At 69.9% G+C, this 17,961-nt stretch carries 19 protein-coding genes; 6 read left to right on the top strand and 13 right to left on the bottom strand.

All coding sequences use genetic code 11. The features are described from left to right. The first annotated feature begins 122 nt into the window (after positions 1 to 122). Genes BKA15_RS28180 through BKA15_RS28170 form a run of 3 tightly spaced genes read left to right on the top strand, consistent with a single transcriptional unit; the run spans position 123 to position 3,014 of the window. Complete coding sequence (locus tag BKA15_RS28180; protein ID WP_179758753.1) at positions 123 to 1,085, top strand: MFS transporter; 963 nt, start codon at positions 123 to 125, stop codon at positions 1,083 to 1,085. Positions 1,086 to 1,090: 5 nt separating this feature from the next. After that, a complete protein-coding gene (locus BKA15_RS28175) occupies positions 1,091 to 1,921 on the top strand; it encodes a TIGR03619 family F420-dependent LLM class oxidoreductase (RefSeq protein ID WP_179756607.1) in 831 nt (276 codons plus the stop codon). A 7-nt stretch (positions 1,922 to 1,928) separates the two neighbouring features. Further along, on the top strand, positions 1,929 to 3,014 hold the full coding sequence (locus BKA15_RS28170) for a dienelactone hydrolase family protein (protein WP_179756605.1): 1,086 nt from the start codon (positions 1,929 to 1,931) through the stop codon (positions 3,012 to 3,014). 64 nt (positions 3,015 to 3,078) lie between these two features. On the opposite strand, the gene BKA15_RS37410 is transcribed toward BKA15_RS28170, so the two are convergent. The 6 genes from BKA15_RS37410 to BKA15_RS28145 form a co-directional block, all read right to left on the bottom strand. Further along, positions 3,079 to 3,312, bottom strand: coding sequence for an AAA family ATPase (locus tag BKA15_RS37410; RefSeq protein ID WP_376766818.1), 234 nt, complete (start codon positions 3,310 to 3,312; stop codon positions 3,079 to 3,081). 84 nt (positions 3,313 to 3,396) lie between these two features. Then, positions 3,397 to 4,659 (bottom strand): M16 family metallopeptidase, encoded by a 1,263-nt coding sequence (locus BKA15_RS28165; protein WP_312879457.1) that lies wholly within the window; start codon positions 4,657 to 4,659, stop codon positions 3,397 to 3,399. A 59-nt stretch (positions 4,660 to 4,718) separates the two neighbouring features. Continuing rightward, complete coding sequence (locus BKA15_RS28160; protein WP_179756601.1) at positions 4,719 to 6,938, bottom strand: polyribonucleotide nucleotidyltransferase; 2,220 nt, start codon at positions 6,936 to 6,938, stop codon at positions 4,719 to 4,721. 284 nt (positions 6,939 to 7,222) lie between these two features. Continuing rightward, a complete protein-coding gene (rpsO, locus tag BKA15_RS28155) occupies positions 7,223 to 7,486 on the bottom strand; it encodes a 30S ribosomal protein S15 (protein WP_376766844.1) in 264 nt (87 codons plus the stop codon). Between the two features lie 363 nt (positions 7,487 to 7,849). After that, positions 7,850 to 8,194 carry a type II toxin-antitoxin system PemK/MazF family toxin gene (locus BKA15_RS28150; RefSeq protein ID WP_218871608.1) on the bottom strand — a complete coding sequence of 115 codons (345 nt, stop codon included), beginning with the start codon at positions 8,192 to 8,194 and terminating at the stop codon, positions 7,850 to 7,852. After that, positions 8,182 to 8,391, bottom strand: coding sequence for an antitoxin MazE family protein (locus BKA15_RS28145; protein WP_179756597.1), 210 nt, complete (start codon positions 8,389 to 8,391; stop codon positions 8,182 to 8,184). The genes BKA15_RS28150 and BKA15_RS28145 overlap by 13 nt, the downstream gene beginning before the upstream one ends. Positions 8,392 to 8,513: 122 nt before the next feature. On the opposite strand from BKA15_RS28145, the gene BKA15_RS28140 reads away from it, so the two are divergent. Next, positions 8,514 to 10,583: a HelD family protein gene (locus BKA15_RS28140; protein WP_179756595.1), complete on the top strand. Its 2,070-nt coding sequence runs from the start codon at positions 8,514 to 8,516 to the stop codon at positions 10,581 to 10,583. Between the two features lie 62 nt (positions 10,584 to 10,645). Beyond that, positions 10,646 to 12,184: a glucoamylase family protein gene (locus BKA15_RS28135; RefSeq protein ID WP_179756594.1), complete on the top strand. Its 1,539-nt coding sequence runs from the start codon at positions 10,646 to 10,648 to the stop codon at positions 12,182 to 12,184. 38 nt (positions 12,185 to 12,222) lie between these two features. Here the strand turns inward: BKA15_RS28135 and BKA15_RS28130 are convergent, their stop codons facing one another. From BKA15_RS28130 to BKA15_RS28115, 4 genes are all read right to left on the bottom strand, one after another. Then, the gene (locus BKA15_RS28130; RefSeq protein ID WP_179756592.1) at positions 12,223 to 12,645 is read right to left on the bottom strand and encodes a hypothetical protein; all 423 of its coding nucleotides are present in this window, start codon (positions 12,643 to 12,645) and stop codon (positions 12,223 to 12,225) included. A 99-nt stretch (positions 12,646 to 12,744) separates the two neighbouring features. After that, a complete protein-coding gene (locus tag BKA15_RS28125; RefSeq protein ID WP_179756590.1) occupies positions 12,745 to 13,311 on the bottom strand; it encodes a hypothetical protein in 567 nt (188 codons plus the stop codon). Between the two features lie 16 nt (positions 13,312 to 13,327). Then, entirely contained in the window at positions 13,328 to 13,588 is a 261-nt protein-coding gene (locus tag BKA15_RS28120) for a hypothetical protein (RefSeq protein ID WP_179756588.1), read from the bottom strand. A 52-nt stretch (positions 13,589 to 13,640) separates the two neighbouring features. Then, positions 13,641 to 14,249 (bottom strand): TetR/AcrR family transcriptional regulator, encoded by a 609-nt coding sequence (locus BKA15_RS28115; RefSeq protein WP_312879455.1) that lies wholly within the window; start codon positions 14,247 to 14,249, stop codon positions 13,641 to 13,643. A 131-nt stretch (positions 14,250 to 14,380) separates the two neighbouring features. On the opposite strand from BKA15_RS28115, the gene BKA15_RS28110 reads away from it, so the two are divergent. Continuing rightward, a complete protein-coding gene (locus BKA15_RS28110; protein ID WP_179756584.1) occupies positions 14,381 to 15,103 on the top strand; it encodes an NAD(P)-dependent oxidoreductase in 723 nt (240 codons plus the stop codon). On the opposite strand, the gene BKA15_RS28105 is transcribed toward BKA15_RS28110, so the two are convergent. From BKA15_RS28105 to BKA15_RS28095, 3 genes are all read right to left on the bottom strand, one after another. Beyond that, positions 15,081 to 16,064, bottom strand: a complete 984-nt coding sequence (locus BKA15_RS28105; protein WP_179756582.1) for a helix-turn-helix domain-containing protein — start codon at positions 16,062 to 16,064, stop codon at positions 15,081 to 15,083. The two genes, BKA15_RS28110 and BKA15_RS28105, sit on opposite strands and share 23 nt — an antisense overlap. A 39-nt stretch (positions 16,065 to 16,103) precedes the next feature. Beyond that, positions 16,104 to 17,090: an alpha/beta hydrolase gene (locus BKA15_RS28100; protein ID WP_179756580.1), complete on the bottom strand. Its 987-nt coding sequence runs from the start codon at positions 17,088 to 17,090 to the stop codon at positions 16,104 to 16,106. A gap of 108 nt (positions 17,091 to 17,198) precedes the next feature. Continuing rightward, positions 17,199 to 17,954, bottom strand: coding sequence for an SDR family NAD(P)-dependent oxidoreductase (locus BKA15_RS28095; RefSeq protein ID WP_179756578.1), 756 nt, complete (start codon positions 17,952 to 17,954; stop codon positions 17,199 to 17,201). Between the last annotated feature and the right edge of the window lie 7 nt (positions 17,955 to 17,961).

Below are 17,961 nucleotides of genomic sequence, written 5' to 3'. Positions count from 1 at the left end.
CGGCGAGGGCAGCGTCACCACCGCGCTGTTCCCGACCATCGCCGCCGCGCTCCGGCTCGACACCGGCGCACTCGGTCTGCTGTCGGCGCTGGGCCGGCTGGTCGCCATCCGTTCGGACCGTTCTGGGTCTGGCTGGGCGGCGAAGCGTCATCGCCGACACGTTCCCGGACAAGAACCGGGGCCGCGCGACCGGCTACTTCTACGGCATCACCTCGCTGCTCGGCTCGTTCATCGCACCGGTGCTCGGCCAGTTGTCCGGCATCCCGGACGGGTGGCGCTGGGGCTGGTGGCTGATCGGCGGCATCCTGATCGTCGTCGGGTTGTTGATCTTGGTCCTGTTCAAGGAGCCGAAGGTCGGCGGCGCCGACGAGGAACTGGCCGGCGCCGCGGAGCTCGCGCTGCCGAAGCTGCGCTGGCAGGACGCGCTGCGGCTGTTCCGGATTCCGTCGTTCAGCCTGATGCTGCTGTCCCGGCTGCTGTCGGGCCACCTGCTGATCGGCGTTTTCGGCGTGCAGTTCCTGGTCACCGAGCGCGGCTTCAGCAATGCGGTCGCGGCCGTCGTCCTGCTGCCGTTCGGAATCGGCTACTTCCTCGGCACCGTCGGCGGCGGGCTGACCGTCTCCGCACTGGACCGGCTGGTGCCGGAGCGCGGCCGGATCGCCTACCTGCAGGCGGCGCAGGTGATCTTCGCCCTGGTCGCGTTCTTCCGCACCCAGTTCCACTACGCCTCGATCGGGACGTATGCGATCTTCTGGGCCCTGATGGGTGCCGCGCAGGGGCTCAACCCGGGCGTCAACCGGCCGATCGTCATGTCGGTGGTGCTGCCGGAGCTGCGGGCCCAGGCGTTCGTGATCTTCCTGGCGATCTTCGAGACGATCGGCTGGGCCGCGTTCAGCTACCTGGCCGGCGCGCTGGCCGGCGTGATCGGGATCCAGTCCGTGTTCTGGTGGCTGCTGGTGGTGCTGATGGTGATCAACGCCGCGGTGCTCACCGCCCTGTACTGGGTCTATCCACGGGACCGGGCGCAGGTGCGTACCGAGTTGCTGCGCCGCCGCGAGGGTGCCGTCGAGTCTGACCTACGCTGAACCTCGTGCATCTCGAGATCGTTCTGCCCGACGAGTCGCCCGATCAAACGCCCGACCTGCTGGTCGACCTGGCCCGGACAGCGGACCAGGCCGGCTTCGCGGGCCTCTATCTGCCGGACCACGTGCTGCCTCCCGGCGAGTACGGGACGGCGTCCGGCTTCGGCGGCGTTTACGAGGCCTTGATCACCCTGGGCCATCTGGCCGCGGTGACCCGGCGGATCCGGCTCGGCACCTCGGTCCTGGTGCTGCCGCTGCGCAACCCGTTCGTGGTGGCGAAGCAGGTCGCGACCATCGACCGGCTGTCCGGCGGAAGGGTCGTGCTCGGCGTCGGCGCGGGCTGGAGCGAGCAGGAGTACGCGGCCGTCGGCGTCCCGTTCGGCGAGCGCGGCGCCCGGCTGGACGAGGGCATCGACCTGCTCCGGGCCCTGTGGCGCGGCGAGACCACGTTCACCGGCCAACGCTTCGGCTTCGAGTACGGCGTGTTCGAGCCCAAGCCGGGCCGGGCGATCCCGATCATGGTCGGCGGGCTCAGCCGCCGCGCGTTCCGCCGGGTCGCCGAGCGGGCCGACGAGTGGCAGGGCCTCGGCCACACGCCGGAGACCTTCGCCCGCGACGCCGAGTTGATCAAGGAGCTGACCGACCAGCCGCTCCGGCTGTCCACCCGGATCCAGTGGGAGCAGCAGTCCGTGGCCGAGATCGTCGAGACCGCACACGGCTTTGCCGAGGCCGGCACGGACGCCCTGGCGATCTGGCTCGGTGATCAGGACCAGGCCCGGGCACGCCTCGACGACCTGGCCGGGCAACCGGAACTCCGCCCCTTCCTCACGGCGGATTGAGCTGATCATGTCCTACCTGCATCTCGGCCCGTACAGTGACTGGCCGGCCTGGAGCGAGGCCGTGGCCGCTCGGGCCACTCCGCCGGCCCGGGACCGGACCCGGCAGCGGGTACACGAAGCGCTGGCGGTCGTCGACGAGACACCGGCCGATGTCCGGGTGGAGCGGACCTGGCGGCTCGACGGCATCGACGGCGAGGAACTCAGCTGGTCGGTCGGCTTCGGCCCGCGGACGCACGCCTGGCTACTGCGCCCGTCGGGCAGCACGGGTCCGCTGCCCGGGGTCGTCGCGCTGCACTCGCACGACGGGATCAAGTTCTACGGCAAGGAGAAGATCGCCGACGCGCCGGAGCCGACGCCGCCGTCGATGGCGGCGCTGCGGACGAAGGCGTACGGCGGCGAGGCGTTCGCCAACCGGCTCTGCCGCCGCGGCTACGTGGTGCTGGTGCCGGACGTGTTCTGCTGGGGCAGCCGGCGCTTCCCGCTGGACGCCGTCCCGGAGCCGATGCGCCGCGACGGCACCGACGAGGAGGTCGCCTACAACGAGACCGCCCGTGATCACGAGCATCTGGTGGAGAAATACTGCCGCCTGCTCGGCACCACGTTCGCCGCCCTGGTCAACCGGGAGGACCGGATCGCCCTGAACTACCTGCGGTCCCGGCCCGAGGTGGCCGACCGCCTCGGCTGTGTCGGGCTCTCCGGCGGTGGCTGCCGGGCCGCGATGCTGCAGGCGACCAGCGACGTGGCGGCCTCGGTCGTGGTCGGCATGATGAGCACGTACGACGGCCTGCTGGACCGGCACGTGGCGCAGCACACCTGGATGTTCTTCCCGGCGGACCTGCCCACCGACACCGACTGGCCGGACGTCGCGGCCTGCCGGGCGCCGAGCCCGCTGCTGGTCCAGTACAACCGGCAGGATCCGTTGTTCGACCTCGGTGCCGCCGAGGCCGCGCACGCCCGGATCACCGAACATTACGCCGACGCCCCGGACGGCTATGCCGGCGCCTTCTACGACGGGCCGCACAAGTTCGATCGTGAGATGCAGGACGACGCGTTCGCCTGGCTCGACCGCAAGCTCGAGGCGGCTCAGGCCTAGCAGCAGGACAGGGCCCGGCGCAGCGATCGAGTTCCGCCCGAGGTGCCGACCACGGCGAGCATGCTCACTGCCGGACCAGTCGGCCCGCTTCGACGAGTGGACGCAAGGTCAGGCTCGGATCCGCGAGCCGAGCAAGATCACGAGGATCCTCCAAGTCGAACCGGTGACTGCGAGGGACCTCGACAATGCTCCGCGCCAAGGTTGACTTGCCGACCTGACGAGGCCCCGAGAGGACGACGACCGGCGATCGTCCGAGTGCATCTCTCAGCCGCGCCGCATCGGCCTCTCGATCAATCACACGCAGATTTACCTTGAAAATCGCAAGTCGTGCGTGCGATTTTCAAGGTACCAAGAAAGGGGGCACGCTCCGGGTCGCCCGAGATCAGGCCAGGGCGCGGCGGAGGGCGCGGAGGCCGGGGGTCGGGCCGACGACGGCCAGGACCTGGCGGCGGCCGAGCAGGTCGCTCGCGATCCGGCGGACGTCCTCGCCGGTCACGGCGTCGTAGTCGGCCAGCAGGTCTGAGACGGAGCGGGTGTCGCCGAGGAGTTCGGCGACGCCGATCCGGCTCATCCGGCTCTGCGGCCCCTCGAAGGACAGTACGGTCTGGCCGCGCATCTGACCCTTGGCGCGGGCCAGCTCGTCCGGCGTCACGCCGTGCTCGGCGATGTCGGCCAGGCACTGCCGGACCAGGATCAGGATCTCCGGCACCCGGTCCGGGGCGCACTGCCAGTCGACGCTCCACAGTCCGGCGTCGGAGTAGCTGGTCTCCCCCGCCTCGATGCCGTACGTGAGCCCGCGCCGCTCCCGTACCTCGACGAACAGCCGGGAGGCCATGCCGCCGCCGACGATGATCGACAACAGACCGATCGGGAAGCGGTCCGGGTCGAACAGGCCCGGGCCCGGGCGGGCCAGCACCACGGTCGACTGCTCGAACCGGCGAGCCTTGGTGATCACCAGGGGGTCGCCCGCGTTCGGCGATTCTGGCTTGCTCTTCGACAGGCTCAGGGAACGTGAGCCGCTCGGTTCCCGGGGTGCGGTGAGAGACTCGTACTCGGCAAGGCGGGCCACCAGGCGATCATGATCAACTCGCCCGGAGGCGCTGACCACCAGCCGCTCGGGCGTGTAGCGGCGCCTCCAGTAGCCCAGGATCTGGTCGCGGCGCAGCGCCCGGATGCTGTCCGGCGAACCGATCACCGGTTTGCCCAGTCCGGAACCGGCGAGCAGCTCGCCGGCGATCAGCTCGTGCGCCACCTCGCCCGGATCGTCCGCATGCATGGCGATCTCGTCCAAGATCACCGCACGCTCGGACTCGATCTCGGCCGAGCGCAGGGTCGAGGAGGTGATCATGTCGGCCAGCACGTCGATCGCCAGGTCGGCGTCGCGGGCCAGCACCCGGGCGTAGAAGCAGGTGTGCTCCTTGGCCGTGTAGGCGTTCAGCTCGCCGCCGACCGCCTCGATCTCGGCCGAGATCTGCTCCGGCGTGCGTCGTTTGGTTCCCTTGAACAGCACGTGTTCCAGGAAGTGCGAGGCGCCGTGCAGGCGCTCGGTCTCCCAGCGCGACCCGACCGCGGCGAAGAAGCCGAGGTTGAAGGTGTGGCTGCCGGGCATCCGCTCCGTGACGACGCGCAAACCGCTCGGCAGCACCGTGCGGCGGACTTCTCCGCCGAGGTGCGGCCGAGCGGCAGCGATGGATCTGTTCCGGGTCAGGAGACCGCGACCCCTTCTTCTGCCACCGAGCTACCTTCCTCGACCACCGGGGACAGGGACAGCTTGCCGCGATCGTCGATCTCGGTGATCTCGACCTGGATCTTCTGGCCGACGCTGACCACGTCCTCGACCCGCTCCACCCGCTTGCCACCGGCGAGGGTGCGCAGCTTGGAGATGTGGAGCAGGCCGTCCTTGCCCGGCAGCAGGGAGACGAACGCGCCGAACGCCGCGATCTTCACCACGGTGCCCAGGTAGCGCTCGCCCTTCTCCGGCATGGTCGGGTTGGCGATCGCGTTGATCATGGTCCGGGCAGCCTCGGCGGCCTCGCCGCTCTCCGCACCGACGTAGATCGTGCCGTCGTCCTCGATCGTGATCTCGGCGCCGGTGTCGTCCTGGATCTGGTTGATCACCTTGCCCTTGGGGCCGATCACCTCGCCGATCTTGTCGACCGGGATGCGCAGCGTGATGATCCGCGGCGCGTACAGGCTCATCTCGTCCGGCTCGTCGATGGCCTCGGCCATCACCTCGAGCAGCGTCGTCCGGGCGTCCTTCGCCTGGTTCAGCGCTGCGCCCAGCACCGAGGCGGGGATCCCGTCCAGCTTGGTGTCCAGCTGCAGGGCGGTGATGAAGTCCTTCGTACCGGCGACCTTGAAGTCCATGTCGCCGTACGCGTCCTCGGCACCCAGGATGTCGGTCAGCGCGACGTACTCGGTCTTGCCGTCGATCTCGTCGGAGACGAGGCCCATCGCGATGCCCGCGACCGGAGCGCGCAGCGGCACGCCGGAATTGAGCAGCGCCAGGGTGGACGCGCAGACCGAGCCCATCGAGGTGGAGCCGTTGGAGCCGAGCGCCTCGGACACCTGACGGATCGCGTACGGGAACTCCTCGCGGGTCGGCAGCACCGGCACCAGGGCACGCTCGGCGAGCGCACCGTGACCGATCTCCCGCCGCTTCGGCGAACCGACCCGGCCGGTCTCACCGGTCGAGTAGGGCGGGAAGTTGTAGTTGTGCATGTAGCGCTTGGTCTTCTCCGGCGCCAGCGTGTCGAGCTTCTGCTCCAGGCCGAGCATGTTCAGCGTGGTGATGCCCAGGATCTGGGTCTCGCCCCGCTGGAACAGCGCCGAGCCGTGCACCCGCGGCACCACGCCGACCTCGGCCGACAGGGTGCGGATGTCGCTCAGGCCGCGGCCGTCGATCCGTACCTTCTCGGTGATGATCTTCTTGCGGACGATCTTCTTGGTCAGCGACCGGTAGGCGCCCTTGATCTCGTCCTCGCGCTCCGGGAACCGCGGCGCCAGGTCGGCGACGATCTTGTCCTTGAGCACCTCGGTCGAGGTCTCCCGCTGCTGCTTGTCGGCGATGGTCATCACCTGGGACAGCTCGGCCGTCGCGGCCTCCTCGACCGCCGCGTACACGTCGTCCTGGTAGTCCAGGAAGATCGGGAACTCGGCGGTGGGCTTCGGGAAGTGCGCGGCCAGCTCGACCTGCGCGTCGCACAGCGCCTTGATGAACGGCTTCGCCGCCTCCAGGCCCTGGGCCACGATCTCCTCGGTCGGCGCGGTCTTGCCGGCCTGCACCAGGTCCCAGGTCTGCTCGGTGGACTCGGCCTCGACCATCATGATCGCGACGTCGCCGTCGGGCAGCACCCGGCCGGCCACGACCATGTCGAACGTGGCGTCCTCGAGCTGGCTGACGTCGGGGAAGCCGACCCACTGGTCGCCGATCAGGGCGACGCGGACGCCGCCGACCGGGCCGCTGAACGGCAGGCCGGCCAGCTGGGTGGACATCGACGCGGCGTTGATCGCCACGACGTCGTACATCTTGTCCGGGTTCAGCGCCATCACGGTGATGACGACCTGGACCTCGTTGCGCAGCCCCTTGACGAAGCTCGGCCGCAGCGGCCGGTCGATCAGCCGGCAGGTGAGGATCGCGCCCTCGGACGGGCGGCCCTCGCGGCGGAAGAACGAGCCGGGGATCCGGCCCGCGGCGTACATCCGCTCCTCGACGTCGACCGTCAGCGGGAAGAAGTCGATCGAGTCGCGCGGCTTGCTCTGGGCGGTGGTCGCCGACAGCAGCATCGTGTCGTCGTCGATGTAGACGGTGGCCGAGCCGGCCGCCTGCTGGGCCAGCAGTCCGGACTCGAACCGGACGACGTGCTTGCCGAGGGCGCCGTTGTCGATGACGGCCTCGGTGAACTTCAGGTTGGGTCCCTCCACGGGATTCTCCTGTTCTGCCGTACGTCCTCGCAGGGACGAACGACGATCAAGATTGCATCCGTGCGGCACCGCCCGGGCTGGGTACTCGCCCGGTCTTCGATCGAGATCCGCGGCCGTCCCCTCGATCGAGGGGACTCCGAGGATCACTACCGAGGACCGAGCCTGCTCGCTGGGGCGTGTGTCCGGATGCAATCGATGGTTTCGATTTGCTCTGTTCAGTTGTAGGTCATGCGGGCCGAAATGTCAGTGAAGCGGCCCTCCGAAGGGAGGACCGCTTCGCTCGCTCAGCGCCGCAGGCCGAGTCGCTCGATCAGCGACCGGTACCGCTCGATGTCGGTCTTGGCGACATAGTTGAGCAGTCGGCGACGCTGACCGACCAGCAGCATCAGCCCGCGCCGGCTGTGGTGATCGTGCTTGTGTTCCTTCAGGTGCTCCGTCAGATGCGAGATCCGGCGGCTGAGCAGCGCGATCTGAACCTCCGGAGAACCGGTGTCGCCCTCAGTCGTCGCGTACTCGTCGATGATCTTCTTCTTTGTAGCAGCGTCGATCGACACGTGCTCTCCTCTCGGTTTCCCGGTGCGCGGCGCCCCCTGAAGCCTCGAGCATCGAGACCTTGCACTCGGTGTGCGTGGGAGCTCTTGGGCATCCGCGGCCGAACGTACGGCGGGACAAAGGCTAGCAGCGCGGGCCACCCGGAACGAAATCGGCACGGGCGCGCGGCGGCGTCGAACCCGGTCGGACAGCACCGCCGCCGCCCCGGTCAGGCGAGCGGGGTCCGGCAGGTCGTCCAGCAGCCCGGGTGGCCAGCCGCCAGCGTAGCCCCGATCCTGCTCGCTCGCCGCCGGATCCACCAGTCGTCCCAATCTGTTCGGCCAGAAATCGAGCCTCGCGGGCCCTGAGGACCCAACCGATCAGGATGCAAGGCCGATAAAGACGACCAGCGCCCGCTCCAGCGCGAGCAGGTACTCGCCCTCGAGCACGCCGATCCGTTCTCGCAGTTGGCTTCGTCGCGCCGTCGTGACTTTGTCCACCATGAGCCTTGACTTCACGCGCAAGCCGTTCGAGGACGTCGGATCGATGGGGATCCGGAGAATCGGTGCATCGGTCGGGTCAGACGTCAGCGGGCACAAGGTGACGGAATCGGTCTGGTCGAACAAGTCGGACTGGATGACGACGACCGGCCGGGGCTTGCCCGCATATCCAGGTCCGGCGGCAGTCCAGATCTCTCCGCGGCGCACGCGGGTCAGTCGTCCCACTCGGCGAGCGAGTCCACGAAGGCCTGATCCGCTTCGGCCGCCCGGCTTCGCGCCACCAGTTGTGACTGCCGCCGAGCTTCAGCCGCGAAGCCGGGGGCGCGGGTGTCGGGGACCCAGATCTGGATCGGCCGCAGTCCCCTCTTGCGCAACAGTTCGCGGTGCCGCCGCACCCGATCGCGTGAAGTCGCTCCAGCCATGAAGCCATGTTACATGCAACGCTCGAGGACCGGTCACGAAAACCAGTTGCGCAATCCGGACCGATCGGTAGATTCAGCAGTTCGCCCATTTTTCGACTCGATCCCGCAGGGGGAGTCTTGCCATGTCCGAAAGTGAGCCCGATCAACCCGACGCCCTGACCGAGGAACAAGATCATCTCGAGCGGTCCCGCGCGACGCTGAACCGGATGCACGTCCACGCCGGCGGGCTGAAGGCCGTCGGCGCCGCGGCCGTCAGCGAGACACCGAACGTCTCGACCGAATATCTCAAGCAGGTGCTGTACCGGCGCACGAAGTCGCTCATCGACGACCCGACCGTGCCGCTCTTCTTCGGCCGGATCGACTACGACCGGCCCGATCTGCCGGGCAAGGTCCACATCGGCCGCCGGCACGTGACCGGCGAGGCCGGCGGCGAACCGATGGTGATCGACTGGCGCGCACCGGTCGCCCTCCCCTTCTACCGAGCGACCAAGGACGACCCGATGGGAGTCCGGCTGCGCCGCCGGTTCGGGTACGCCCACGGCGAGCTCACCGCGTACGAGGACGAGGACCTGGTCGCCGGCGACGCGCTGGAGCACTCGGAGATCCTGGAGGCTGAGATCGCCCGGCCGCGGACCGGGCCGATGCGCGACATCGTCGCCACCATCCAGCCGGACCAGGACGTGATCGTCCGGTCCGACCTGGAACGGTCCGTCTGCATCCAGGGCGCGCCGGGCACCGGCAAGACCGCGGTCGGGCTGCACCGGGCCGCGTTCCTGCTCTACACGCACCGTGATCAACTCGGCCGGTCCGGCCTGATGGTGATCGGGCCGAACGACAGCTTCCTCACCTACATCGGCGACGTGCTGCCGGCGCTCGGCGAGGTCGTCGCGACCCAGGAAACCGTTGCCTCGTTGGTGTCCCGGGCCACCGGGTTGACCGCGACCGGCGAGGAATCCGTCGAGTCGGCGGTGATCAAGGGCGACGCCCGGCTGGCCGAGGTGATCAAGAGGGCGATCTGGAGCCACCTCCGGCCGGCCACCGAAACGCTGCTGGTGCAGCGCGGTTCGCGGCAGTTCCGGGTGCCGGCCTACCTGGCCGACGAGCTGGTGCAGTCGATCCGGGCCCGGGGCGTCCGCTACGCGGCCGGCCGGGAGATGGTGCCGCAGCGGCTGGCGCACCAGGTGCTGCTGCGGATGGAGGCGTCCGGCGACTCCCCCGACGACCGGGTGCAGAACGCGGTGGCCCGGAGCCGCGGCGTGAAGACGTATGCGGAGGCGCTCTGGCCGGCCGTCGACCCGGCGAAGTTGATCTTGCGGCTGCTGACCGACGCCGAGTTCCTGGCCGAGCACGCCGATGGCCTGCTGACCGACCAGGAGCAGGCGGCGCTCCGGCCGGCCAAGCCCCCGCGTTCGGTGAAGTCCGCGCGCTGGACGCCGGCGGACCTGATCTTGATCGACGAGGCCATGGACGCGCTGTCCCGGACCCCGAGCCTCGGCCATCTGATCATCGACGAGGCGCAGGACCTGTCCGCGATGCAGCTGCGGGCGATCGGCCGACGGGCCAGCACCGGTTCGGTCACCGTCCTCGGTGATCTTGCCCAGGCCACCACGCCCTGGGCCGCCCGCTCCTGGGCCGAGGCGCTGGACCACCTCGGCCAGCCGACGGCCGAGCTGAAGGAACTCGTCACCGGCTTCCGGGTGCCGGCGGCGGTGATCGACTTCGCGGCCCGGCTGCTGCCGTCGATCGCGCCGACCCTCTCCGCTCCGTACTCGATCCGGCGGTCCCGCGGCGACCTGACCATCACGCCCAGCAGCACCCCCGCCGACGATCTCGTCCGGGCCGTCGAGGCGGCGCTGACCCTGGAGGGCAGTGTCGGCCTGATCGTCACCGATGCCGCCGTCCCTTCCGTACAAGGGACTCTGGAGGATCGAGGGCTGTCCCACGGTGTGCTCGGGCAGGACCAGGACGCGGCGGCGGACGGCGTCTTCGACCGTCGGCTGGATCTGGTGCCGGCCTCACTCGCCAAGGGTCTCGAGTTCGACCACGTGGTGCTGCTGGAGCCGGCCGCGGTCGTCGAGGCCGAGCCGGACCGGCCCACCGGCCTGCGCCGCCTCTACGTCTGCCTGACCCGCGCCGTCACCTCGTTGCGGATCGTGCACACCGAGCCGTTGCCGGCGGAGCTGATCGGCTGAGCCCGGATCGGGTGTTAGGTTGAGGCGATCCGCGTTGTGCTGCCGGGACGAAGGAGTCTCCGATGACCGCGATCTCGCGACGACTGCTGCTTGCTGGGGCGGCCGGGACAGCCCTGCCGCTGGCGCTGGCCCCGTCCGGCACGGCCGAGGAACGCTTCGGCGGCCGGTTCCGCCGCTGGGCCGCCGACACCTGGCGTTCCATGATCGCGATGACCGACGAGCGGACCGGGCTCAGCGCCGACAACATCGACGGCACCCTGGACCCGGACAGTCGCAGCGGCTACACGTCGCCGACCAACATCGGCGGCTACCTGTGGAGCACCGTGGTCGCCCACCGGCTCCGCCTGATCAGCGACCGGGAACGGTCGCACCGACTCGGCCAGACGCTGCGCACACTGGACCGGATGGTGCGCCACGAGCCGAGCGGCATGTTCTACAACTGGTACGACGAGCGCACCGCCGACGTGCTGACCAGCTGGCCGGGCAGCGGCGACAAGGTCTACCCGTTCCTGTCCAGCGTGGACAACGGCTGGCTGGCCGCGGCCCTGATGGTGATCATGGGCGCCGGGACCGATCACCGCCGGGAAGCGGAACGACTGCTGGACAGCATGAACTTCGCCGTGTTCTACGACGCCGCGGCGCGGCCGGCGTTCGGCACCGGGCTGCTCAGGGGCGGGTTCTGGGACGGCGAGGTGCCGCCGGACAAGCCGTGGGTCGACGGCGACTACCTCGGCACCGGGACTGCGGTGCACTACACGACGAACCACTACGACACGACCGTGTCGGAGACCCGGATCACCTCCTATCTGGCGATCGCGCGCGGCCAGGTGCCGGCCAAGCACTACTTCGCCACCTGGCGGACGTTCCCGGCCGGCTGCGACTGGGACTGGCAGGAGCAGGAGCCGGTCGGCCGGACCCGGAACTACCTCGGCATCGACGTCTTCGAGGGCGCTTACGCCTACCGCGACTCGCTGGTCGTCCCGGGTTGGGGCGGGTCGATGTTCGAGGCGTTGATGCCCGACCTGTTCGTGCCGGAGGCCCGCTGGGCGCCGCGTTCCTGGGGTGTCAACCATCCGCTGACGGTCCGGGCGCACCGGCTGCACGGCCTCGAGGACGCCGGCTACGGCGCCTGGGGCTTCTCCCCCGCCAGCGAGCCGGGCGGCGGCTACCGCGAGTACGGCGTCGACCCGATCGGGCTGAACCCGGACGGCTACTACTCCGACGCCGAGCAGAGCAACGTCGACCTCGGCTACGGCAACTGCCGGGCGCCCGGCCCGGCTCCCACGTTCGGGGACGGGGTGGTCACGCCGCACGCCGGTTTCCTGGCGCTGCCGTACGCCCGCATCGAGGGTTACCGGAACCTGATCAAGATCGCCGACGAGTTGGACTGCTACGGCCCGGGCGGGTTCTACGACGCGGTCGCGGTGCGGTCCGGCACGCTGGCCCGCCGCTATCTGGCGCTGGACCAGGCGATGATCATGGGCGCACTGGGCAACCTGATGGCCGGCGACCTGCTCCGGAAGGCCTTCTGCGGCAGGGAAGTGACGGCGGCGATCAAGCCCTTGATCGGGATGGAGACCTTCGGCGCCGGCTGGGCCTGACACATCGCATCCCAGGCCACCCTCACTCCTGATCTCACTCATGCCAATTTCGCGGGATGCCAGGCTGGCAGGTGCTCGTCATCGCGAGGGTACAGTTCGTGATCGTGCAGCAAGACGTCACGAACGTCCGCACTGCCTTCCTCCTCGGCGTCATACGGCATGCCGTCGTAGTCGAAGTCGCTGGCAAGTTGCCCACTCGCGTCAATACGGAACTGCGCTCGGTACCAGGTGCCGGTCTTCGGCCGATACATCGCCTCGCGGAGATCAAGGCACGCGAGACCGCCAGATCCACCGAGGTTGAACGGCGTTTCGGATTCATCGGTGTGAGCGACCGCGTCCACGCGTGCGCTGTCCCCCATGGCGTCGATCACGACCGTGATCCACGTCCAACCGGGTGGCGCCTGATCGACCGCCGCGCGGCCGATCTGGTCCATCAACGCGCCTTGCTCGCCTAAACTCACGACGACTCCTTGTAGTCCGGTTTGCGGTTCCTGATGAACTCTGGTGGAAAGGCCTTGTCTCCAGCTCGGTAGACCACGTTGAAGCCCGCGGGCCGTATCTCACCCTCTCGGTAAATGGTCGCCCGGCAGCTTTCCAGGAACCTTGCCCTGAGCACTCTTGTCCCGAGGATGGGTCGCGTCTCGGACGTCCAGAGTGGCCCTGACCCTGATCACTCGGCCGAGGTGGTCGGTGTCGTAGGTGAAGCGGCCGTCGACGACGATCGTGGAGTTGGCCGGCGGGTTGGCCAGGAGTTGCTTGTCGTTCGGATCGCTGGTCGAAAGGCTCAGCGGGCCGGGGTCGGGGTCCGGGGCGGCGACCGCGGGACGGTCGGGGACCGGAGCGGGACCGCCGGCGACACCTCCCCCGCTCACGGCGGCGACGGCCCAGTCGCGCCCCTTGGTGTACGCGGGCTGCACACGATTGGCCGCATCATCACACCGCTGTGCGGCGTGGAACAGCAGGTCGGCGATGTGCAGGCCCTCGTAGCTCCGTCCGGACAGATCGACCACGTGGCTGGCCCGCTGCCGGAGTTCCTGGGAGAGCCGGTGCAGGCGCTCGACATGCCCCGGGATGGTGTCGATGGTCGCGACGAGCTGCTCGGCGAGACGTTCCAGGTCCGAGGCCATGATCGACTTCCGACCGTCAGAGCTGGTTGGCGTAATCGGCACAGGCGTGGGAGGCGGCGGCACGCGCGTCCGCGGCGCCGTCGGCCGCCCTGATCGCTTCCTGGAGGAGCTGGGCGATGGCCCGGTCGGTGTTGGTGGCGGTGCCGCCGATCGCCGCGAAGACTCCGGACGCCCGCTCGGCCATCGACTGCTTGAACGACTGCAGGTCCCCGGTCGCGTGGTCGGTCACAGCCGCGAGCTCGGACAACTCGGTCCTGAGTTCGAACGCTTGAGACATGGGCCTTCCTGGGATCGACGGCTCCGGCGAGGGACCGCTCCAAGCGCCGGACCTACCCGTCGGGGCGCAGCGCGTCCAAGATCAGCGTCAACCCGAACTCGAACTCGTCGGCGTAGGAATACTCCGGTCGCAGCGCGTAGTCGGTGATCAACTCGGTCAGATGCGGGTACGCGTCGGCCGGTTGATCCGCGAGGATGCCGCCGGCGACCTGATCCAACTCGGCCCGGTCGGAGAACGGGAGGCTGGACTCCTGCAGGACGAACCCGTACAGATAGCTGTCGATCAACGAGAAGGCGTGCGCCGCCATCGACACCGAGAAGCCGCCGCCCCGCAGCGCGCCGAGCACCGCGTCGTGGTGGCGGAGCGTCGCCGGGCCGGGCGTGCTCCGCGAGTCCAGCAGTCCCACCGCCCACGGATGCCGCCGGAGCACCTCGCGGGCGGACCGGGCGCGCTCCCGCATGGCCTGCTTCCAATCCGTACCCGCGGCCGGGAGCTCGATCTCGTCGAACACGGCGTCGACCATCCCGTCCAGCAGGTCCTCCCGGCCGCCGATGTGGTTGTAGAGCGACATCGCCTCGACGCCGAGCCGGCCGGCGATCGCCCGCATCGTCAGTCCGGCCTCACCCTCGGCATCGGCCAACTCCACAGCTGCGGTGATCACCCGCGCCCGGTTCAAGGGTTCGCGTTTCGACCTGGTCCGCCCGGCCATCGATTCCTCTCGCCGATTGCACAACTTACGACGTAAGCTTACTATTACTTACAGCGTAAGTCTCAGACGTCAGGAGTACGGAGATGGAGAACGAGAACCGCCGCAAGGTCTGCACCGTCGGCGCGTCCGGCAAGCTCGGGCAGTACCTGGTCCGGCACGCCCTCGATCGCGGGTACGAGGTCGTCGGCGTCTGCCGGGAGCGCAGCGTCGAGAAACTGGCCCCGTTCGCGGACCGGATGACGATCATCCCGGGTCCGACCAACGATCGCGAGGTGATCCGGCGGGCGGTCGCCGGCTGCGACGCCGTGCTCACCGTCCTGGTGCCGTGGGGCGTGCAGCAGTATGCGTCGGGCACGGCGCAGGCGGTTCTCGATCATGCCGAGCCGGGCGCCCGGCTGGTCTTCTCCTGTGGCTGGCACATCTCCAAGGACGGCCGGGACCGCTACTCCTGGTGGTTCCGGGTCATGGTGCGGATCATGACGGCGCTCGCCAAGCTGGCCCGCGCGGTCGAGATCGACGATCAGGTCGAGGCCTGCCGGCGGATCTTCGCCAGCGACCGCCGCTGGACCGTCGTACGCGGCAGCGATCTCGAGGAGGGCGAGAGCCAGGGGCTGCCGGTGTGGAGCCGCCACGTCGGCGATCCGGTGCTGGCCAGCAATCTGACCCGGCGGACCGACTTCGCGCTGTTCATGATCGAGGCGATCACCGACGACACCCTGATCGGGGAGGCGCCGGCGATCGTCGGCCGCCGCTCCCCCAGCGCGCTCGCCCACGCGGGCGGGACTACCGCTGCCGCAGGCGATTGATCAAGAACGCCGCGGCCAGTCGGTGCGCACCCAACGGCGTGTCCGGACCGTAGCCGAGGCGCTCCTGCACGGTCCTGACCCTGGCCTGCAGGGTCGCGTGATGGATGCCGAGCAGCTTGGCAGCGGCCCGCAGGCTGTCGGTGTTGATCAAGGCCTCCACGGTATCCTCCGCCCAGGATCGTTCCTTGATCAACTCGGCCAGGGCCGTGACATCGCCATGATCATCCGGTACGTCAGCGAGCCGCACCAGCACACCCAGCGAGCCGGCGTCGACGGTCGGGAACAGGTCGCCGGCCAGCCGGAGCGCGATCACCGCGGTCCGGGCCGACTCGGCCGCGGCGACCGCCGGGACTTCGATCCCCCGGCCGGCCCGGCGCGGATCGCCGAGCCGGTTCCGGTCATCCGTCAGCACCAGCCGGGCCCGGGCCGCACCGGAGCCGGTGATCACCGAGGGCGGGCCGGCCGGCAGGTCATGATCATCGGGCACGGCCCAGATCCGGAGCAGCTGGTCTGGCCGCAACCGGAGCCGGGCCAGAGCGACTCGCTGCGCGCCCTGGGGCGACTCCGGCTCGACCAGCACCGCCAGCGGGTCCAGGTCGGAGGCGACCCGCCGCCGGCCGCCGATCCCCACAGCAAGCGCGAGGCGTTCCAGCACCATGGCGTCGGTCGGGTGCCGCCTCCCGGAGCGCTCGAGCCAGACGACGCCGTCCGCGGTCGTCCGGGTCAGGGCGTCCGACGGAGGTTGCCGTCCATGATCATGACGGCGGCCGTCGGCCGCGATCCGTACCCCATGGGCCTGATCGGCGTAGCCGGCCGGGCAGCCACTCAGCATCACGGCCGCCCGGAGCAGCGCCTCGAGGCCGACCTGGGCGTCCACCAGCGCGTCGAAATGCGCCACGACCCGAAGACCCTCGCCGGCCTCCGGGTCCAGCGACATCAGCCGGCCCGTCAGCTCCTGCATCGTGATCGAAATCTACCCTGACCGGGAAGGACGCCCCGGCTACAGGCGCAGCACCCGGCGCAGCCAGGAGTTCACCGCCGCGGCGGCCGCCACCGCGACGCCGGCTTGGGCGGCCATCGAGAAGCCGTGGAAGCCACCGGCCCAGATGTGCAGTTCGGCCTGGCCGCCGGCCGCCCAGAGCCGGGACGCATAGTCGACCGCCTCGTCCCGGAACACCTCGGCCGACCCGGCATCGATGAACGCCGGCGGCAGCCCGGCCAGGTCGGTGGCCCGGGCGGGTGCGGCGTACGGCGAGATGTCGTCGCGGTCGCGATGACCGTCGCCGAGCAGCGCGGACCAGCCGAACAGGTTGTTCTGCCGGTCCCACAGCCCGACGCCGTCGTACTGGTGGCTGGAGACGGTGATGTTGCGGTCGTCGAGCATCGGGCAGATCAGCAGTTGCCCCGCGAGCCGGGGCCCGTTGCGGTCGCGCGCCAGCAACGCCGTACCGGCGGCCAGCCCGCCGCCGGCGCTGCCGCCCGCGATGATCAGCCGGTCAAGATCGATCCCCAGCTCGTCGGCGTGATCGGCAGTCCAGCACAGGCCGGCATAGCAGTCCTCCACCGGTGCCGGATCCGGGTGTTCGGGAGCCAGCCGGTATTCGACGCTGACCACCACCGCCTCGCCGGCCTCGACCAGATCGAAGAAGCCGTCGACACCCATCAGCCGGTCGCCCATGATCATTCCGCCGCCATGGGTGTGGTAGATCCCGGCCGCCGGGCCGGTGCCGGTCCGGGTGGTCCGGAAGATCGCGACGGTGATCTCCGGCGCGCCGGCCGGGCCGGGCACGGTGCGATCCTCGTACGCGATCGCACGGCCGGCCAGCCGCTCCTCGATCGGCGGCATCAAGATCACGTCTCCGCCGGAGCGCAGGGCGGCAAGGGTCTCCGCCGTGAGGTCGAGGTGCGGCCGGCCGCCGAGCACCTCGGCGAGCACGGGTTCGAGCTCCGGATCGAACGGCGGGCGGGCGACGTCGGTGTCGGTCATGATCACTCCTAGGCCATCGGGTGCTTCCATGATCATCCGAATCGCCCGCCCGCGGCGCCCGCCATCGCGGTCAGGTTCCGGCGTTCCGGACCGCCGGATGGCGGGTGGTCAGGCGTTCGTGCCGCCGTCGATCGTCAGTGTGGCCCCGGTGATCTGCCGCGCGGAGCCGCCGGCCAGGAAGACCACCGCGGCCGCGATGTCGTCGACCGAACCGTACTCGCCGAGCGCCATCAGGCCGCGCTGCAGGTCGGCGCTGTCACCGACGGCCGGGTTCATGTCGGTCTCGGTCGACCCCGGCTGGATCAGGTTGACCGTGATGCCGCGCGGTCCGAGTTCACGGGCGAGGGCCCGCGTCAGGCCGAGGTTGGCGGCCTTGCTCATCACGTAGAGCGCGATGCCGCCGAACGCCGCTCGCTCCGCGAGGTTGCTGCCGATGGTGATGATCCGGGCGCCACGGCCGAGATGGGGCACCGCGGCGCGGACCGCCAGGAACGGGGCCCGGACGTGCACCGCGATGGTGCGGTCGATCTCGGCCAGGTCGGTCTCCTCGACCGGCCCGTACGGGAAGATGCCGGCGTTGTTGATCACGATGTCGAGGCGGCCGAACTCGGCGACGGTGCGGTCCACGGCGGCCTGGATCGCGGAGGCATCGGCGCTGTCGGCCGGCAGGGCGAGCCCACGGCCGCCTCGCTCCTCGAGCCCCGCGGCGACCTTCTCGCCCAGGTCCCGGCTGCGTTCGTACGTGAGCGCGACGTCGGCCCCGGCCGCCGAGAGGGCCCGTGCGATCGCGGCGCCGATCCCACGACTGCCGCCGGTGACCAGCGCCACGCGGCCGGTCAGGTCTGCCTGGAGGGACGTACCCAAGGTTTCT

It is taken from the genome of Microlunatus parietis (assembly GCF_013407955.1).
Taxonomy (GTDB): domain Bacteria; phylum Actinomycetota; class Actinomycetes; order Propionibacteriales; family Propionibacteriaceae; genus Microlunatus; species Microlunatus parietis.
This window is presented reverse-complemented; position numbering and strand designations above follow the sequence as displayed.